Consider the following 16,497-nt stretch of genomic DNA (forward strand, 5'->3'; position numbering starts at 1 on the left):
AGCTAGCGAGCTGTACGACGGTTCTATCGATAGTGCCTAACAGTATTAAACCCCGCGCTTTTATTGCGTTAGCTTCTACGTCAAACGGCCAGACTGCATACCCACAGATGGTTGAACCAACCCTCCAACCCTGTGGGATTTTCCATGATCAACCGTCGAACACTGCTGTCCTTGCTGGGCCTGGCCTCTCTTGCACTGTCTGGAACGTCGGCCGGAGCCGCCGAGCCGCTGACCCTCACCGTGGGTGATCAGTTTTTCTCCAACCGTATCGTGCTGGAGCTGTCGGGTGAGCTTAAAGACCTGCCGTACAAAATCGATTTCAAACGGTTCAACACCGGCTCGCCGGTGGCCTCGGCCGTGGCCAGCGGCGCGCTGGATGTGGGCATCGTCGGCGACACCCCGGTGATCAGCCTGGCCGCCAATGGTGCGCCGGTCAAAGTGGTCGCCAGCACCCAGACCAGCCTCGACGGTGTGGGTATCGTGGCGCGCAAGGGCATTCACTCGGTGGCTGACCTCAAAGGCAAGACCGTCGCCATCTGGAACGGCTCGTGGAGCCAGCAACTGGCATACAAGGCGCTGGATGAAGCCGGTGTGCCGCGCAGCAGCGTCAACTTCAAATACCTGCTGCCGGCAGAGGCCAGCCTGGCGCTGACCCAGGGCGACATCGACGCCTTCGGCACCTGGGAACCCTACGTGTCGCTGCAGGAAAAAGAAGGCAGCACCCTGATCCGCAACGCCAAGGGCCTAATGAGCGCACCGACCTACATCGTCGCCTACGAGCCGGCCCTGGCGCAGAAAAGCGCGATCATCAAGGACTTCATCGCCCGCCTGACCCGCGCCCGTCAGTGGAGCAACACCCACGTCGATGAGTACGCCGAAGCCTGGTCCAAGGCCAACCAGTCGGCGCCGGAAATCGCCAAGGTGTGGTTCAAGCGCGACGCGATCAAGGTGCTGCCGATCTCGCCGACGATTATCAGCGAGGCCCAGGCCACGGCGGATTTTTTGGTGGATGCGCAGATGTTGAAGCGGCGGTATGACGTGGCGCCTTTGTTTGATCGGGTGCTTTAAACACGGGGGAAACAAGCCCTCATAGTATCCACCCAATGGTTGTCGGGCCCGGCTACTGGATGTATTTCGTGCGTACGGGTATCACGGCCTACTTGAGGCTGTGGGGGCGCGATAAAACCGACCAGAAAAGCGGGGCAAAGACGCGCTATGAAATGATCCAGAAGCTGATGCTGGCGCCAGGGATTGAGCTGACTGTGCGGCCGATTGCAGGAGCGAGCAAGCCCGCCCCTACAAACCTCTGAATCAGCGCACCAGGCACGGCTGCTTGTTGTTGAAGCGCCACCCCGGAATCAGAAACTGCATCGCCACGCTGTCATCCCGCGCGCCGAGGCCCATGCCTTTGTACACCTCATGGGCCTTGGCGACCGCGTCCATGTCGATCTCCACCCCCAGGCCTGGCTTGTTTGGCACTTTCACGTAGCCGCCTTCGATTTTCAGTGGCGCCTTGGTCAGGTGTTGACCGTCCTGCCAGATCCAGTGGGTGTCGATGGCGGTGATGTCGCCAGGGGCCGCGGCGGCTACCTGGGTGAACATCGCCAGGGAAATATCGAAGTGGTTGTTGGAGTGCGAGCCCCAGGTCAGGCCCCATTCATGGCACATCTGCGCCACGCGTACCGAGCCTTGCAGGGTCCAGAAATGCGGATCGGCGAGGGGGATGTCGACGGATTGCAGTTGGATCGCATGGCCCATTTCACGCCAGTCGGTGGCGATCATGTTGGTGGCGGTCTTGAGGCCCGTGGCGCGGCGGAATTCGGCCATGACTTCGCGGCCCGAGTAGCCGTTCTCGGCGCCGCAAGGGTCTTCTGCGTAGGCGAGTACGTGGTGCTGGTCGCGGCACAGCCGGATGGCTTCTTTCAATGACCAGGCGCCATTCGGGTCGAGCGTGATGCGGGCATCCGGAAAGCGTTCGGCCAGGGCGGTGACGGCTTGGATTTCTTCGTCGCCGCTCAGCACGCCGCCTTTGAGCTTGAAGTCGTTGAAACCATACTTGGCCTTGGCGGCTTCAGCCAGGCGCACCACGGCGTCGGCCGTCAGGGCTGTTTCGTGACGCAGGCGGAACCACTCATCGTCGCTGTCGGCTTCGTTGCGGTAGGCCAGAGGGGTTGCGCTGCGGTCGCCGACATAGAACAGGTAGCCGAGCATTTTTACCGCGTCGCGTTGCTGCCCCTCACCGAGCAAGGCCGCCACCGGGACGTCGAGGAATTGACCCAGCAGGTCGAGCAGCGCGGCTTCCATGGCCGTGACGGCGTGGATGGTGATACGCAGGTCAAAGGTCTGCAAGCCACGACCGGCAGCGTCGCGGGAGGCAAAGGTGCTGCGCATCTGGTTGAGGATGCGCTGGTATTGGCCAATGGGTTGGCCGATCACCAGGCTGCGAGCGTCTTCCAGGGTTTCGCGGATGCGCTCGCCACCGGGCACTTCGCCCACGCCGGTGTTGCCGGAGCTGTCCTTGAGAATCACGATATTGCGTGTGAAGTAGGGGCCGTGGGCGCCGCTGAGGTTGAGCAGCATGCTGTCATGGCCGGCGACGGGGATGACCTGAAAGTGAGTAACGACGGGCGTAGTCATGGCAAGTTCCTGAATAAGCTCAAAGAGGTTTGCTGAGGGCGGCGTTTGTTGGCTCGGCGCTCGGTGAAATCGGAACGGCAGAGGGCGAGGTCTTGGCGAAAAACACCAGGATCGCGGCCAGCAACGAAGTGCCGGCCAGGCCGTAAAGGCCGCCCTGGATCGAGCCGGTGGTCTGTTCCAGGAAGCCGAAGGTGGTGGGGGCGACGAAGCCGCCCAGATTGCCGATGGAGTTGATCAGCGCGATCACCGCGGCGGCAATGCGCACATCCAGGTAACCCTGGGGTATCGGCCAGAACAGCGACGACGCCGACTTGAAACCGATGGCCGCGAAGCAGATCGCCACGAAGGCAAAGATCGGCCCGCCCGTGGTAGACATGAACATGCCCGCTGCCGCAATCAACAGCGCCGCCGCGACCCAAGCCTGCTGGAACTTGAATTTGCCAGACAGCGAGGCGAAGGCATACATGGCGATGATCGAGATCAGCCACGGGATCGAGTTGAAGAAGCCGACCTGCACATCCGTGAGGTCACCCATCTTCTTGATGATGCTCGGCAGCCAGAAGGTTGCGGCATAGATCGTCAGTTGGATGCAAAAGTACAGTGCGCAGAACAGCAGGATCTGGCGGTCCTTGAGCAGTTTGCCGAGGGTCGGTTTGACCGTGGTGAGGGCTTCACGGTCGCGCTGCTCCTGGTCGATGGCGTTGACCAGCGCGTCCTGCTCTTCGCGGGTCATCCACTGGGCGTCGTGGGGTTTCGAGTCCAGCCAGAACCACACAAAGAACCCCAGTGCCACCGAGGCCAGGCCTTCAATGGCAAACATCCATTGCCAGCCATGGAAACCAAAGCCTTCGATCTGCAACAGCGCGCCTGAAAGCGGGCCGGAAATCAGCGACGCAACCGCCGAGCCGCTCAAAAAGATTGCAATGGCTTTACCGCGTTCCGCGCCAGGCAGCCAGCGTGTGAAGTAGTAGATCACCCCAGGAAAGAAGCCGGCCTCGGCCACACCCAGCAGGAAGCGCAGGATATAGAAGTGGGTTTCGTTCTGGATGAACGCCATCAGCGTGGCGACGATGCCCCAGGTGAACATGATGCGGGTCAGCCAGAGACGTGCGCCGACCTTTTGCAGCAGCATGTTGGACGGCACTTCGAACAGGGCGTAGCCGATGAAGAACAACCCGGCGCCGAAACCATAGGCGGCCGCGCCGATGCCCAGATCATGCTCCATGTGCGTGCGCACAAAGCCGATGTTGACCCGGTCGATGTAGTTGAGGATGAACATGATCACGAACAGTGGGAGCACATGGCTCTTCACTTTGCTCACGGCGCGCGCGAGGACGGGATCACGGTGTGGAGCGGCAGATGCATGGCTTGAATTGTTCACAATTCAAAACTCCCCCTGATTATTTTTATGCGGGTTTGCGTGTCTTGTTGATAGACATCATACAAGTAGGTTTCTTGCGACCGCAATCCGCTGGGGAGTGTTTTTCTTCTTATAACGCGGTGGGTAGAACAGATATTCCGGTTATTTATAGCGTGTTTATTGGGCGCGGTGCGGGTTCTTGAGCGAGATTTTTACCGGCAAAGAGCGTGAGGAGGGTGTCTGTGAGCGTGAACGATAAGTTTGGTTGTCATACAAGTTGTGGGTTTTTTCAATCAACCCACGCTTGGCGCCGGGCTGGGTGTTAAGCTCCCCGCAGCTCAACCCCGTGGACCTGTTGCAATGCCCATCGAAAGTGGAATCCCCCTGCGTAAACGCTCCACCAACCTGGCCCAGGGCGTGGTCGATGTGCTGACCCAGCGCATTCTGCTCGGCCAATTGAAACCCGGCGAAAAGCTGCCTTCGGAATCCACCATCGTGCTTGAGCACGGTGTGAGCCGAACCGTCGTGCGCGAAGCGATCTCCAAATTGCAGGCCTCCGGGCTGGTCGAGACCCGCCACGGCATCGGCACCTTCGTGCTGGCGCAACAGGCCCAGCAGGGCTTGCGCCTGCATGTGGACACGGTGGCCAGCGTGCGCAACATGCTCGAACTGCGCCTGGGCCTGGAGGTGCAAGCCGCCGCGCTGGCGGCATTGCGCCGCACCGACGAACAGCTGGACCACATGCGCCAGGCACTCGACGACTACCAGGCCTCCCTGGCCAACAACGACAGCTGCGTGGAGGAAGACAAACGCTTTCACCAGTTGATCGCCGAGGCCACCGGCAATACCTTCTTCACCGAAATCATGCTGCACCTGGGCAATGCAATGATCCCGCGCACCCAGGTGAAAGGCGATGAACGTGGCGGCGCCGACTTTGCCAAGCTGGGCCAGTTGGCGAACCTGGAACATGAGGCGATCTTCAACGCGATCAAACGCCAGGACCCGGACGCTGCCCGCGCGGCCATGGTGTTGCACCTGACGAACAGCCGGGATCGTTTTTCGGGGGAGCAGGGCCGTTGAACGAACACACCTTGTCCAAACGCCTGGAGCGCGTCGCCGCCAACGTACCGGCTGGCGCGCGCCTGGCCGATATTGGCTCCGATCACGGTTATTTGCCGGTGGCGTTGATGCGTCGCGGCCTGATCACGTCGGCCGTGGCGGGGGAGGTCGCGACCACGCCCTTTCATGCGGCGCAACGTAGCGTGCGCGACAACGGCCTGGAGCAACAGATCACGGTGCGCCTGGCCGATGGCTTGGCGGCCATCGAACCTCATGACGGTATCACCGCGATCAGCCTCTGCGGCATGGGCGGCGAGACGATTCGCGACATCCTCGAAAGCGGCAAGCAGCACCTGAGCGGCCAGGAACGCCTGATCCTGCAACCCAACGGCGGCGAGCAACCGCTGCGCCAATGGCTGATGGATAACGGTTATACGATCCTCAGTGAAGAGCTGCTGTTGGAGAACCGTTTCTACTACGAAATCATCGTCGCCGAGCGCGCTGGGCCAGTGGCTTACACTGCTGAACAGCTGTACTTCGGGCCGCTGCAAATGCAGGCCCGCAGCCCGGCGTTCATCGCCAAGTGGCAACGCATGTTGCGCCAGAAGCACAAGACCCTGTCCAGCTTCGAGCGCGCTCGGCAGGCGGTGTCGCAAGAGAAGCGACAAGAGATTGCCCAACAGGCCAGATGGATTGCCGCGTTACTGGCCTGATACCCCTTCATTCAAACCTGATGACCTAGGACACCGACAATGGCCGACGCCACCGACCTCACTTTCTACGACCGCGCCGACGCGCACATCGAACTGTCGAACCAGCAGCTGCAGGCTCACGAAAACCTCGGCCAGGTCAGCGCCTCGATGATGTTCGGCACCACGCGCTTCAATGCCTGGGCCAGTGCGCGCAACTTCAAGTCCGGCGCGGAAATGGCCGATGCACGGGAGGCGATGTTGAAGTACTTCTGTGACCAGTACCGGATGATGCTTGAGGATAATCTGGATGATCACATCAATAATTTCGACCGGTACAAGGTGATGCAATAGGTCCTTTTAAGCGCCTTTAGGGGGCGAAGTCCGAAGGGGCCTGTGCGGTGGGCTGTTCGGTGATAGGGGACGGACCTGGCGGGTTTGCGATGGGGCTGATCAAATGGGTGTACTCCTCGATGATTCGGTTGATCGCCTCCGGTGGCTCGCACGCCTTGAACTCGATACGAATCTGCACCTCATCGGGATCGCGTTCCTGACCCTCACGCTTGGTGGCGCCAAAGGTCACGAAAAACTTCTCGCTGTGGAGGTCGCCGTTCTCCAGGTCGTGGCTGGCTTTTTGCACCTCAGTGCTGTGCATTTTTACCGACAGGTCTACATCCATCTTGTGCAGCGCCAAACCCTTCGGCGCGACCAGTGCGATCAGCGGTACGCTGATGGTATGTCCCTCGGTCAGCGAAATCTCCACCATCTTGGCTTTCATTGGCGTGCCCAGGTCCTCAGCGTTGTAGTCGAAGAACTGGTCGAACAGCGCAATGTATTGATGGGCGATCAAGTTATGCGTGGCCGCTGCGGCCTGCTGCAACCCGCGGGTGATGTGGCTCAAGTCGCTGGCCGACATGGGTTCCTTGGGGCGCGAAAAAAATGCCATGGTGAGCTCCTTTCAAGTCGAGTGGGTTGCCCCGCCCAGAGGGACGGGGCGGGGTGGGACTATTTGGTTTTTTCCGCAGGCTTGGCGTCAGGCAGTGGAAGCACCCCTGCTTTTGGCAGCTCAGTCGGGCTGGTTGGAGTGGCGCTCGGCAGAGTGACCGGCTTGGTGGCGGCATCGGTGAGGAAATCGATGACGCGCATCAAGGCTTCCGGTGGGTCTTGGCGAACGATTTTGGTCTTGATTTCGTAGCGTGCGCGGGTATCTGTCTTACGTGTCTGGGATGACTTGTGGCTGGCGGCACCTTTGACCGAAACGCTGAAAGGACCCCAGCCCATCTTGGCGTCGAAGCTGCCGGAAACATCATTGGAGCTGGTGTCCTCGGCCATTTGGGTGATGGTCAGCTCAAACTCGATGCTGCCTTCTTCGATGGTGATGTTGGGGTGGCTGATCGCAGCCAGCAGCGGAATGCGCATGGTCTTGCTGACCGTGCCTTTGTAGATGCCCTGCTCATCGACGAGGGTTTCGTCATAGTCAAACTGTACCGAAACGGCCTTGCCGTCCTGGATACACACGCCCATGAGAAAGTCCGCATACGCTTTACTGGCAGCGACTTGGGCCTGGATCATTGCCATCAGCGGCCCGGTAATCATCTTGTCCAGTGGGAGTGCGGCGATCACGCCTCCAATGAGACCTTTATCAATATCTGGCATTTTTAATTTCCTTATCTTGAGTGCGCGAAAGTGCGCAACTTCAATTTATCCATGTGGCACTTTGTGATTCAGTAGGAAGTAATTACCGATGAATGCAAATGTCTTGGCGGCGAATATTGGCGATTTGCCGCAGGCTCAGTCCGTACTTCTCGGCTAATACACTTCGTGAAATGCCATCGGAAATACCCATCTGGATATTCTGATTACGGATCTGCCGAAAAAAATGGTCGGACTTGGGTATCTCCAAAGAAATACCTGCGAAGTCATTGATTAAGGCCCGTAAGGCTTCCGGCGATAAAATCAGCGCCAGCGAAGTACGTTGTGCGTGTTTGGGGATGTACTTGGGGCGACCGCCATATACGCAGGTCAGGCGGAACGCGTTTTCCATACCGATACAGGCAACCAGCACCTGAAGGGAGTGGGGGAGTTGTCGAACATCGATGTGTTCCAGGTCTTTCGGTTCCATCGGCCTAACCTCCTTGTGATGTGAGCTGGTCAGAGCTTAGGAAGTAATGCGTGCGGATAATCAGTAGGAAACTTTACCTATGAAGATGGGGAAGTTTTACCTTCTGAAGAGGGGGAGGCGTGGGTGATGGACTGCAGTTTCCTAAACCCAAGAGGAAACTCACCATGCCCAACAATTCGATAGATATGGCTTTCATCGCTCAGCTCGAAGGCGGTAGCGCCACACGTGGTTACGTGCCTGATCCGGAAAACAGCCGTAGCGGCGTCACCATCGGCACCGGCTTTGACCTGGGCCAGCAAAAGGACCTGACTATGCTGCCCAAGGATCTCAGTGACCGGCTTTTACCCTACCTGGGGTTGATCGGTGCGGAAGCCGTCGCATGCCTCGAACGCCTGCCGCTGAATGTCAGTGCGGAGGATGCGCGTAGGATTGACGAGGCCTACAAGGCACCCTTCATCAAGCGCCTGGCCAGTGATTACAGCAAAGCTGCCGGACGCCCATTTGATGCATTACCCGCTCCGATGCAAACCGTGATCGCCTCGGTTGCCTTCCAATATGGCAACCTTGCCAGCCGAACACCGAAGTTCTGGGCGCAAGTTGTGGCGGCGGACTGGAACGCAGCCGAGAGCAACTTGAGGAATTTCGGCGATCGTTATTCCACCCGACGTTGCAAGGAAGCCGCTTTGTTGGCGAGTGCTTTGTAACACTCTAGGAACAGCCACCCAAGCGAATCTTGGGTGGCTGTTTGCATCAAGGGCAGGGTTTGGCGAGCAACAGGCTCACCGATCGCATCGCGTGGGCATCTTCAACATCGGCGCCTTCGTGCAGAGTGCGCCAGTCCACATCAACGCACAGTGCCGTGACGGCCACGTTGTTGAATAAACCTACTTTGTCTGCAAAGTCATAGCGGTAGGTGGCGCGGGTTGACGCGAAGGGTGTAACGGTCGTTGCCTTATTCAAAACGGTGGACACAAGGTCGGGTACTTGTGCCATGGGTGCAGTGAAGTACGTGGGGGAGTTTTTGTTGAAAAAACCATGCTCACGCGTGGCTCTCCATAATTGCTGCCACTGAAAATGACTTGCATGGGCGTTTAGTGTGACGGCATACTCTTTTAGCGTTTGAGGTTCAACATCGGCAGTACTGAGCGCGTGCGCCGGCGCCGCCAACATGTATAGCGCTGCCAGTGAGGCGCCCATCAATAATCGACGTTCCATGTTCAACTCCTGATAGTGGGGGATGAAAAAGCCTGTCCGAAAACAGGCTTTTTCCGATTGCCGCAGCCCTGGATCAATAGGTGTCTTCCACCAGATACTCCCAGCTGTCGGCATTGTTAATGACGGCATTCAGGTTCCCGTCATGTTGCTGTGCCTGCTGAACCAGGCGCAGGCAGGCGTCGCGTCCATCAGCATTGTCGTCAGTGTTCAGCACATCGCGGAAATGGCTGGTTTCGTGGATAAGCGTACCGGCGCGGGAGTCATTGCCATACGTCGGGGCCTCGAAGAAGGGGCGGGCGACTGTGATGACGTGCGCCGGGCCTTGAAGGTTGACGTTTACTTTGGCGAACCAGTCAGCCTGCGGGTCTGTGTCATAAAAAACCTGGTTTTGATGAATGTTGCTCAACGCCGTACGAATCAGCCCCAGGCGTCGCGCCAATTCCTGCAGATTCTGAGGATGGGCGACGCCCATCCAAACCCGGGCGACAGTGGCATTACCGGCATTGAGTTGGTCGATGGTGTAGTTGAGTGAACGCAGTGCCGCCCAGCGTGCTGCGCGGAAGGTTCGGTTTTCAGAACTGGTCAATGGACGTACGGGCATGATGAATCTCCAGTGGTGTTAGGAGATTTCAGTGTGAGCGTGGAGAAAAGCGCTAATCAGCAGGAAGTAATTCCGCTGTTCCTACGGACTGCGCCAATAGTTACAGCGGCGTCTTCAGCACTGAGTGCTTTTGCCCCATTTTCGAGCACGGCACTTGCACGCTAAACGCGCGAGGCCGCCTGTCTCCAGCCCCACTACCCACGGCCCGTATCTTGCTTGAGCCAAGCTAATCAATGACATGGCATTTTGCCGTTAGTCATTTCAAGGCTTCACCCCGCGGTGCACCGCGTGGGTCGTTTTTGGGGAGTGGTCGGACATGCACAGCCTTTTATCACCCGGTATCCGCCTGCTGGGGCGTTTCGGTTTTGCGCGCAAGTTCCAGATCCTGTTCTTCCTGTTCATGCTGCCCCTGGCGGGTAGCCTGTGGATGATCGGTTCGGACTATCGCGACAAATTGACCGTGATTTCCAGCGAGCAGTCCGGGGTTCGGCAACTGCTGGCCCTGGATGCGCTCGATGGCCAACTGACGGCCCAACGCAACCTCGCCGCGCGCTGGAAAGCGGCAGACATCCTGCACGCGCCCACCCCGGCGGCGAAGGCGGCGATGGACAAGGTCGACGCCAATTTCCCGGTGATCCTGCAAAGCCTGCAAGCCCTGGGCGATTCGCTCAAAGCCCAGAACGCCAGTGCGGACATCCAGGCCCGCTTTGACGCGTTGCAGGCCACGGTCAAGGGCATGGACTCCCAATCCCTGCGTACCGTGGGCTGGTGGCCGGATGGCTACGACCGTTTCACCTCGGCCCTGACCGCGATGCAAATCTTGCGCGAGCAGATCACCCTGGATGCCGGGCTGATCCTCGACCCGTGGCTGGAAACCTACCTGCTGATGCAGATTTCCACCCAGTACACCCCCGACCTGATCGAGCGCATCGGCCGCATGGCCAGTGTCGGTCAGGCGTCCATTGCTTCGGGTCAGTTCACCTTGCAGAGCCGTTTGCAGATGCGCGATTTGCGCAGCCGCATTGGCGATGCGCGGGACCAATTGGTCAAGGCGGCGGCCTCACTCAAGGCCAAGCAATATGCGGGTATTGAACCCTGGACGGCGCAGTACGACAACAGCCTGCAACGCCTGGACAGCGAACTCAAAGTGCTCGACGACGGCGTGTTCGGCGGCACCATCAAACTCGACACGGCGGCCTTCGACACCAGTGTCGACGGCATGCTCGACAGCCTGGGCGCGCTGCGCAACCAGTCCCTCGCCTCGCTGGATGCGCGCCTGGGCCACTACCGTGACCGTTCGTTGCAGAAATTCGTGCCGGTGGCAGCAACGTTCAGCCTGCTGGCCTTGGCCGCGTTGTACCTGTTCATGTGCCTGCAAGCCTCGATCCGCCGCAGCGCCAGCGGCATCACCACCCTGGCCGAATCCCTGCGGGACGGCAACCTGTGTGTCGAAGTGGCGGTGGAAGGGCGCGATGAACTCGCGGCCATCAGCACCGCGCTCAACGTGGCGGTGGTGCAACTGCGCACCAGCCTGTTGGGAGTCAATCACGAGACGCAGCAGCTGGGTTCGGCAGTGCTGACCCTCAACGCCCAATCGGGCAACACCCTCACCGAAGTCGAAGACCAGCAACAACAAATCAGCCAGATTGCCACCGCCGCCACCCAACTGGCCGCGACGTCTTTGGGCGTCGCTAGAAGCTGTGAGCACGCTTCGGACAGCGCCCAACAGACCCGGCGCATTGCCGAAGACAGCAGCCGCGACAGCCAGCGCACCACAGCCAGCATCCAGCAACTCAACGTGCGCCTGACCGACACCGCCGATGCGCTGGAGCAGGTCAGCCAGCAGGGGCAGCAGATTCAATCGGTGGTCGACACCATCCGTGGCATCGCCGAACAGACCAACCTGCTGGCGCTCAACGCCGCCATCGAGGCCGCCCGTGCTGGTGAACAGGGGCGCGGTTTTGCCGTGGTCGCCGATGAAGTGCGCAGCCTGTCGCAACGTACCCAGGCCTCCACGGCGCAGATCGCCGGCACTGTCGACAGCCTGCGCGCCACGGTCAGCCAGGCAGTCGCCCTGATGGGCGCGGCGTGTGAGCAAGCGCTGACGGATGCGCAATCCGTCACCGGGCTGGGTACCCGTTTGGGCGAGATTGCCGGCGCGGTGCAGCACGTCACCGACACCCTGGCACAGATCGCCACCGCGGTTGAGGAGCAAGCCGCCACGGCGGATGAAGTGAGCGGCAATATCCAGCAAGTGGACCAGGCGGCAGGGCGTTTACTGGACGGTGCGCGGGCAGTGAACCAGGCGGCTGACACCCTGAGCAAAGGCAGCCAGGCGCTGAGCGACAACACCGCGCGATTTCGTCTGAGCTGACCAGGATTTTGTGAAGGGCAAGCGTGTTGTGGTGAGCGGGGCAAGCCCGCTCACCACATTGTCCCGATCCTCATGGCAGGAACCTTCGGTCGCTCCAGGGCTCACTTACTAAGTCGCCCCGTTTCGTCGCCGAAAGGACTCCGCATGACTTCAGCCCCGCCAACGACTCTCCCGCACGGCCCCGTCACCCGCGAGCTGAGCTTGCGCGCGGTCATCACCGGCAGTGTCCTCGGCATCCTCCTTACGCCTTCCAATGTGTATGCCGGGTTGAAGATCGGCTGGTCGTTCAACATGTCGATCATCGCGCTACTGATCGGCTACGCCATCTTTCAGGGAGTGGCCAAGCGTTCCACCGAGCACCTGCCGTGGACCTTGCACGAAAGCAACATCAACCAGACCGTCGCGTCGGCCGCCGCGTCAATCATTTCCGGTGGGTTGGTGGCGCCGATCCCGGCCTATACCTTGTTGACCGGCAACCAGTTGGACGCCGTTCCGATGATCGCCTGGGTGTTCTCGGTGAGTTTCCTGGGCATCTGGATCGCCTGGTATCTACGGCCCTCGCTGCTGAATGACAAGGCACTGAAATTCCCCGAAGGCATGGCCACCTTGGAAACCCTGTTGCACATCTATAACCACGGCCGCGAAGCCGCGACGCGCTTGAAGGTGTTGCTCAGCGCCGCGTTGCTCTCCGGGCTGGTCAAGTGGGTGGACACCTTTATGTGGGCCTTCCCGCGCTGGTCGCCCAGCGCTCAGTTGGAGCGCCTGACCTTCACCGCCGACCCTTCGCTGCTGCTGGTGGGCTTCGGCGGCATCATCGGCATTCGCGTGGGCCTGACTCTGCTGCTCGGTGCTTTGCTCGCCTGGGGCGGCTTGGGCCCCTGGCTGTTGGCGCAACACCTGGTCACGTTGCCTGCGGACAGCAGCGGCCCGCAGTTCGCCGCGCTGGTGGAGTGGTTGCTGTGGCCGGGCGTGAGCTTGATGGTGTGTTCCACTTTAGCGTCGCTGGCGATTCGTTTGTGGGCGTTGTACAGGTCAACGCACTCCAGCGGTGGATCGACTTGGACAGTGCCCAAGCCAGGTCCGGCCGCCGGTTTTGCGTTGGCGATTGTGCTGGTGGTGAGCCTGCAAGCGCTGCTGTTCGGTATCAACCTGGGCATGGCGTTGCTCACTATTCCCTTGGCGATCTGCCTCGCCGCCGTCGCCGCGCGCGTGGTGGGCGCCACCGGTATTCCGCCCATCGGTGCCATCGGGCAACTGTCCCAGCTGAGCTTCGGCATCGTCGCGCCGGGGCAGGTGCCGATCAACCTGATGAGCGCCAACACGGCCGGCGGTGCGGCCGGGCAATGCACGGACTTGATGAATGATTTCAAGGTGGGCAAGGCCATTGGCGCCACGCCGCACAAGCAAGTGATCGCGCAAATCCTGGGGATCTTCATCGGCAGCATTGTCGGCGTATTCGCCTACCTGGCCTTGATCCCTGATCCGCAATCCATGCTGCTCACCGAAGAATGGCCGGCACCGGCGGTCGCCACCTGGAAAGCCGTGGCGCAAACCCTCACCCATGGACTCGATTCTCTGTCCACCAGCATCCGCTGGGCGATTGTCATTGGCGGCTTGGTTGGCGTGGTGCTGGGTGTGCTGGACAGCACGTTGCCTGCCCATCGTGCCCGCTTCCTTCCGAGTGCCGCCGCCCTTGGCCTGGCCTTCGTATTGCCGGCCTCGGTCTCGCTGATGATGGCCCTGGGCGCGATACTGACCTGGCTGGTGAGCTGCCGCTGGCCGAGCCTCACCGAGCGCTTTGCGATCACCGCTGCCGCCGGTTTGATTGCGGGGGAGAGCATCACCGGGGTAGGGGCATCACTGTGGTCGATGGTGAGCTGAAGCGTGGCTCGGCAAAGGCCGAGCCTGCCATCACGGCCTCAGGCGATCTTCACGTTCATGGTGATCTTCGCGGTAAACACCTTCACCTCACCCTCATCGAAAATATCCACCGGCACGATCTTGTCTCCAGCGGTTGACCAATCAATGCCGCTGCCATCCGCTACGGCGCGGATGTTTGACTTGGCCTTCGCCAGATACTCCACGGTCATGCCCTTGGGAATCCATTTGGCACCTGACGGGATCGACACGTCCGTCATCGTCCCACCCGCCAATTCCGCTGCGTTGCACAGCGCAATGGCATGCACGGAGGCCAGGTGATTGGTGATTTCCTTGCGAAACGGCACGTTGACCACGGCATGCCCAGGGCGCAGTTCGGCGATTTCCGGGTTGATGGTGCTGAAGTAGGGCGCCACTTGGCAGGCCATTTGGCTGAACGCTGCCGGGCCTACACTGTTGAACATGCTGAGAAACTGGCTCATGGATTATCCTCGCAATGGGTTAACAGAATAATATTCTGTAACGGAACAATATTCTGTAAATTGCGCGAGTGTCAAGCCATGCCTTCTCTGCAGGCGGCTGTACCTTTAGACTCCGCACATTTGGCGAGCCACTTCATGCACGCACCTGATCTGATCGAGCGCACCTTCCCGAGCCGGCGCAGCGACCTCAAGCGCAGCATCCTGCGCGAGGCCCTGGCCAGCTTTAACGAAGTCGGTATTGAAGCGACGAATATCGAAACCATCCGCGCGCGGTGCGAGACCAGTGTGGGCGCCATCTACCATCATTTCGGCAACAAGGAAGGTATCGTCGCCGCGCTGTTTTTTGCCGCGCTGGACGATCAGGCCGCACTGCGAGAACAACACCTCAAGCAGGCACAAACCGCTCAGGCGGGGGTGGAAGCGCTGGTACGCAGTTATGTGGAGTGGGTGGATGCGCAACCCGAGTGGGCACGCTTTATGTTCCAGAGCCGCTTCGCCGTGGCCAACGGCCCGCACAAGGACGAACTGCTCACCCGCAACAAGCAGCGCAATGCGCAATTGACCGAGTGGATGAGCGGCGAAGGCCGCCGTGAGGCGTTCAGCCATATCCCGGCGGAATTGTTGCTGTCGCTGATCATCGGCTCGGCGGAAAGCTACGCCCGTGCGTGGTTATCCGGCCGGGTCAAGCACAGCCCGAATCACTACGCGCAATTGCTGGCGCAGGCGGCGTGGGCCTCGATCAGTCAAACGCCTCCAGAATAAACGCCTCCAGCGTCGCCTCTTCCAGGATCTCCATGGAGAAATGCCCAAAGCGTTTGGGCAGCCAGATAATGCGCCCTCCGGAAGGGGACTGCAGATGCTCACGGGCCAGAGGCACGCCGTTCTCGTTCTCAGGCTGCACACCCGCGGCGATCAGTTGGTCATAAGCGATCTCGATGTCCGGCGTGGTGTAGCAATGGCGATAAATCATGCCTTCGCCGTGAGCATCCAACAGTTCGCGCAGGTTCCCGGCGATCGGCTGGACCAGCATGAAGCGTTCTTGCCCCATCAGCACCACGGCATAGCGCACATGCAGGCCGCCGCGTTCCCACACGAAGGTCTTGGAGATGCGTGCATTGAGGATGCGTGCGTAATAGGCACAGGCTTCCTCAAGGTTTTCGACCAGTATGTCGACGTGGCTGAATTTCAGATCCATGGTGTGTCCCCTTCCGAACCGATCCCCATGGTAACCACGGCGTCTGTCACGCAGAAAATAATTTGTCGGCACTCGCGGAGGCTGGCGTAGTCTGTTTCCAAGACACCCCTCTCGCCCCGCGGAGCACTCAATGATCATCGTCCACCACCTCAACAACTCACGCTCGCAACGCATCCTGTGGCTGCTCGAAGAACTCGGCCTGCCCTACGAGATCAAGCGCTACCAGCGCGACCCGAAAACCAACCTCGCACCACCGGAACTCAAGGCGATCAACCCGCTGGGTAAATCCCCGGTGATCGAAGACGGCGACCGGGTGCTGATCGAGTCCGCCGCCATCATCGACTACCTGATCCGCCGCCACGGCCAGGGCCGCCTGCAGCCGGACCCGGCCAGCGCCACCTACGACCAATACGTGCAATGGCTGCATTTTGCCGAAGGTTCGGCCATGTTGCCGCTGATGCTCAACCTCTACGTCGGCCGCCTGGGCGAGGCTGGCGCGCCGTTGCATCCGCGTATCGAATCGGAAGTGGCCAACTACCTCGGTTACCTGAACGACGTGCTCGCGGATAAAAGCTACCTGCTCGGCGATGAACTGAGCGGCGCGGATATCCAGATGAGCTTTATCGGTGAAATCGCCAAGGCCCAGGGCAAGTTGCAGGCTTATCCGAACCTGGCGGCGTGGGTGCAGAAATTCCAGGCGCGACCTGCGTATCGCAAGGCAGTGGAGCAGGGCGGGGAGTATGCGTTTGCCAAATAAAGGCCCCGGCGTGACGTTTTAAAGCAGCAGCGGGGCTCCGTTCATTTCTCGTCGCAGTGTTTACAACTGTTAACGAATTGAACGGGGCAATCGCTATAGGCTTGGCGGTGTCCAAACCGGAGTCGTAC

General features: G+C 60.0%; 18 protein-coding genes and 1 pseudogene. 10 read left to right on the forward strand and 9 right to left on the reverse strand.

Features of this window, described 5'->3' with window-relative positions; translation table 11 throughout:
• Window positions 1–144: 144 nt before the first annotated feature.
• Together AB4O08_RS21645 and AB4O08_RS21650 are read left to right on the forward strand one after the other, a co-directional pair.
• Window positions 145–1,068: an ABC transporter substrate-binding protein gene (locus AB4O08_RS21645; RefSeq protein WP_460114339.1), complete on the forward strand. Its 924-nt coding sequence runs from the start codon at window positions 145–147 to the stop codon at window positions 1,066–1,068.
• Between the two features lie 41 nt (window positions 1,069–1,109).
• Window positions 1,110–1,310, forward strand: a pseudogene (locus tag AB4O08_RS21650) (type II toxin-antitoxin system RelE/ParE family toxin); the annotation flags it as partial.
• A gap of 1 nt (window position 1,311) precedes the next feature.
• On the opposite strand, the gene gudD reads toward AB4O08_RS21650, so the two are convergent.
• Both gudD and AB4O08_RS21660 read right to left on the reverse strand, forming a co-directional pair.
• Window positions 1,312–2,637, reverse strand: coding sequence for a glucarate dehydratase (gene gudD / locus AB4O08_RS21655; protein ID WP_010208977.1), 1,326 nt, complete (start codon window positions 2,635–2,637; stop codon window positions 1,312–1,314).
• A 19-nt stretch (window positions 2,638–2,656) separates the two neighbouring features.
• Window positions 2,657–4,018 (reverse strand): MFS transporter, encoded by a 1,362-nt coding sequence (locus tag AB4O08_RS21660; protein WP_010208979.1) that lies wholly within the window; start codon window positions 4,016–4,018, stop codon window positions 2,657–2,659.
• 339 nt (window positions 4,019–4,357) lie between these two features.
• On the opposite strand from AB4O08_RS21660, the gene AB4O08_RS21665 reads away from it, so the two are divergent.
• Genes AB4O08_RS21665 through AB4O08_RS21675 form a run of 3 tightly spaced genes read left to right on the forward strand, consistent with a single transcriptional unit; the run spans window position 4,358 to window position 6,099 of the window.
• Window positions 4,358–5,077, forward strand: a complete 720-nt coding sequence (locus tag AB4O08_RS21665) for a FadR/GntR family transcriptional regulator (RefSeq protein WP_010208984.1) — start codon at window positions 4,358–4,360, stop codon at window positions 5,075–5,077.
• Complete coding sequence (locus tag AB4O08_RS21670; RefSeq protein WP_010208985.1) at window positions 5,074–5,769, forward strand: tRNA (adenine(22)-N(1))-methyltransferase; 696 nt, start codon at window positions 5,074–5,076, stop codon at window positions 5,767–5,769. Before AB4O08_RS21665 ends, AB4O08_RS21670 begins: the two co-directional genes overlap by 4 nt.
• 39 nt (window positions 5,770–5,808) lie before the next feature.
• Window positions 5,809–6,099 (forward strand): DUF3144 domain-containing protein, encoded by a 291-nt coding sequence (locus AB4O08_RS21675; protein ID WP_010208986.1) that lies wholly within the window; start codon window positions 5,809–5,811, stop codon window positions 6,097–6,099.
• Between the two features lie 16 nt (window positions 6,100–6,115).
• On the opposite strand, the gene AB4O08_RS21680 is transcribed toward AB4O08_RS21675, so the two are convergent.
• The 3 genes from AB4O08_RS21680 to AB4O08_RS21690 all read right to left on the reverse strand — a co-directional run bounded on the left by AB4O08_RS21680 (window position 6,116) and on the right by AB4O08_RS21690 (window position 7,867).
• A complete protein-coding gene (locus AB4O08_RS21680) occupies window positions 6,116–6,691 on the reverse strand; it encodes a DUF2589 domain-containing protein (RefSeq protein WP_010208987.1) in 576 nt (191 codons plus the stop codon).
• A 59-nt stretch (window positions 6,692–6,750) separates the two neighbouring features.
• Window positions 6,751–7,401 carry a DUF2589 domain-containing protein gene (locus AB4O08_RS21685; RefSeq protein ID WP_010208988.1) on the reverse strand — a complete coding sequence of 217 codons (651 nt, stop codon included), beginning with the start codon at window positions 7,399–7,401 and terminating at the stop codon, window positions 6,751–6,753.
• Between the two features lie 82 nt (window positions 7,402–7,483).
• On the reverse strand, window positions 7,484–7,867 hold the full coding sequence (locus AB4O08_RS21690; protein ID WP_010208990.1) for a Mor transcription activator family protein: 384 nt from the start codon (window positions 7,865–7,867) through the stop codon (window positions 7,484–7,486).
• 164 nt (window positions 7,868–8,031) lie between these two features.
• On the opposite strand from AB4O08_RS21690, the gene AB4O08_RS21695 reads away from it, so the two are divergent.
• On the forward strand, window positions 8,032–8,571 hold the full coding sequence (locus AB4O08_RS21695; RefSeq protein WP_021490756.1) for a pesticin C-terminus-like muramidase: 540 nt from the start codon (window positions 8,032–8,034) through the stop codon (window positions 8,569–8,571).
• A 46-nt stretch (window positions 8,572–8,617) separates the two neighbouring features.
• Here the strand turns inward: AB4O08_RS21695 and AB4O08_RS21700 are convergent, their stop codons facing one another.
• Complete coding sequence (locus tag AB4O08_RS21700; protein WP_021490755.1) at window positions 8,618–9,082, reverse strand: hypothetical protein; 465 nt, start codon at window positions 9,080–9,082, stop codon at window positions 8,618–8,620.
• Window positions 9,083–9,155: 73 nt separating this feature from the next.
• The gene (locus AB4O08_RS21705) at window positions 9,156–9,683 is read right to left on the reverse strand and encodes a M35 family metallo-endopeptidase (protein ID WP_010208994.1); all 528 of its coding nucleotides are present in this window, start codon (window positions 9,681–9,683) and stop codon (window positions 9,156–9,158) included.
• A gap of 316 nt (window positions 9,684–9,999) precedes the next feature.
• Here AB4O08_RS21705 and AB4O08_RS21710 point away from each other — a divergent pair, with 316 nt between their 5' ends.
• Both AB4O08_RS21710 and AB4O08_RS21715 read left to right on the forward strand, forming a co-directional pair.
• A complete protein-coding gene (locus AB4O08_RS21710) occupies window positions 10,000–12,057 on the forward strand; it encodes a methyl-accepting chemotaxis protein (RefSeq protein WP_010208996.1) in 2,058 nt (685 codons plus the stop codon).
• 144 nt (window positions 12,058–12,201) lie between these two features.
• The gene (locus tag AB4O08_RS21715) at window positions 12,202–13,938 is read left to right on the forward strand and encodes an OPT family oligopeptide transporter (protein ID WP_010208998.1); all 1,737 of its coding nucleotides are present in this window, start codon (window positions 12,202–12,204) and stop codon (window positions 13,936–13,938) included.
• A gap of 38 nt (window positions 13,939–13,976) precedes the next feature.
• Here AB4O08_RS21715 and AB4O08_RS21720 read toward each other — a convergent pair whose 3' ends face one another.
• A complete protein-coding gene (locus AB4O08_RS21720; RefSeq protein WP_010208999.1) occupies window positions 13,977–14,417 on the reverse strand; it encodes a hotdog fold domain-containing protein in 441 nt (146 codons plus the stop codon).
• A 135-nt stretch (window positions 14,418–14,552) separates the two neighbouring features.
• Here AB4O08_RS21720 and AB4O08_RS21725 point away from each other — a divergent pair, with 135 nt between their 5' ends.
• Window positions 14,553–15,179 (forward strand): TetR/AcrR family transcriptional regulator, encoded by a 627-nt coding sequence (locus AB4O08_RS21725; protein WP_010209000.1) that lies wholly within the window; start codon window positions 14,553–14,555, stop codon window positions 15,177–15,179.
• On the opposite strand, the gene AB4O08_RS21730 is transcribed toward AB4O08_RS21725, so the two are convergent.
• On the reverse strand, window positions 15,157–15,612 hold the full coding sequence (locus tag AB4O08_RS21730) for a VOC family protein (protein ID WP_021490752.1): 456 nt from the start codon (window positions 15,610–15,612) through the stop codon (window positions 15,157–15,159). The two genes, AB4O08_RS21725 and AB4O08_RS21730, sit on opposite strands and share 23 nt — an antisense overlap.
• Before the next feature lie 130 nt (window positions 15,613–15,742).
• On the opposite strand from AB4O08_RS21730, the gene AB4O08_RS21735 reads away from it, so the two are divergent.
• Window positions 15,743–16,369 carry a glutathione S-transferase family protein gene (locus AB4O08_RS21735; RefSeq protein WP_010209008.1) on the forward strand — a complete coding sequence of 209 codons (627 nt, stop codon included), beginning with the start codon at window positions 15,743–15,745 and terminating at the stop codon, window positions 16,367–16,369.
• Window positions 16,370–16,497 lie beyond the last annotated feature (128 nt).

Source organism: Pseudomonas sp. H3_E07, from assembly GCF_054668895.1.

Excerpts from the sequence above, each read along its gene's own strand:
- AB4O08_RS21735 (WP_010209008.1), top strand. The coding sequence starts at position 15,743 with ATGATCATCGTCCACCACCTCAACAACTCACGCTCGCAACGCATCCTG.
- AB4O08_RS21710 (WP_010208996.1), top strand. The coding sequence starts at position 10,000 with ATGCACAGCCTTTTATCACCCGGTATCCGCCTGCTGGGGCGTTTCGGT.
- gudD (WP_010208977.1), bottom strand. The coding sequence starts at position 2,637 with ATGACTACGCCCGTCGTTACTCACTTTCAGGTCATCCCCGTCGCCGGC.
- AB4O08_RS21725 (WP_010209000.1), top strand. The coding sequence starts at position 14,553 with ATGCACGCACCTGATCTGATCGAGCGCACCTTCCCGAGCCGGCGCAGC.
- AB4O08_RS21720 (WP_010208999.1), bottom strand. The coding sequence starts at position 14,417 with ATGAGCCAGTTTCTCAGCATGTTCAACAGTGTAGGCCCGGCAGCGTTC.
- AB4O08_RS21695 (WP_021490756.1), top strand. The coding sequence starts at position 8,032 with ATGCCCAACAATTCGATAGATATGGCTTTCATCGCTCAGCTCGAAGGC.
- AB4O08_RS21645 (WP_460114339.1), top strand. The coding sequence starts at position 145 with ATGATCAACCGTCGAACACTGCTGTCCTTGCTGGGCCTGGCCTCTCTT.
- AB4O08_RS21685 (WP_010208988.1), bottom strand. The coding sequence starts at position 7,401 with ATGCCAGATATTGATAAAGGTCTCATTGGAGGCGTGATCGCCGCACTC.
- AB4O08_RS21675 (WP_010208986.1), top strand. The coding sequence starts at position 5,809 with ATGGCCGACGCCACCGACCTCACTTTCTACGACCGCGCCGACGCGCAC.
- AB4O08_RS21700 (WP_021490755.1), bottom strand. The coding sequence starts at position 9,082 with ATGGAACGTCGATTATTGATGGGCGCCTCACTGGCAGCGCTATACATG.
- AB4O08_RS21665 (WP_010208984.1), top strand. The coding sequence starts at position 4,358 with ATGCCCATCGAAAGTGGAATCCCCCTGCGTAAACGCTCCACCAACCTG.
- AB4O08_RS21680 (WP_010208987.1), bottom strand. The coding sequence starts at position 6,691 with ATGGCATTTTTTTCGCGCCCCAAGGAACCCATGTCGGCCAGCGACTTG.
- AB4O08_RS21730 (WP_021490752.1), bottom strand. The coding sequence starts at position 15,612 with ATGGATCTGAAATTCAGCCACGTCGACATACTGGTCGAAAACCTTGAG.
- AB4O08_RS21705 (WP_010208994.1), bottom strand. The coding sequence starts at position 9,683 with ATGCCCGTACGTCCATTGACCAGTTCTGAAAACCGAACCTTCCGCGCA.
- AB4O08_RS21715 (WP_010208998.1), top strand. The coding sequence starts at position 12,202 with ATGACTTCAGCCCCGCCAACGACTCTCCCGCACGGCCCCGTCACCCGC.
- AB4O08_RS21690 (WP_010208990.1), bottom strand. The coding sequence starts at position 7,867 with ATGGAACCGAAAGACCTGGAACACATCGATGTTCGACAACTCCCCCAC.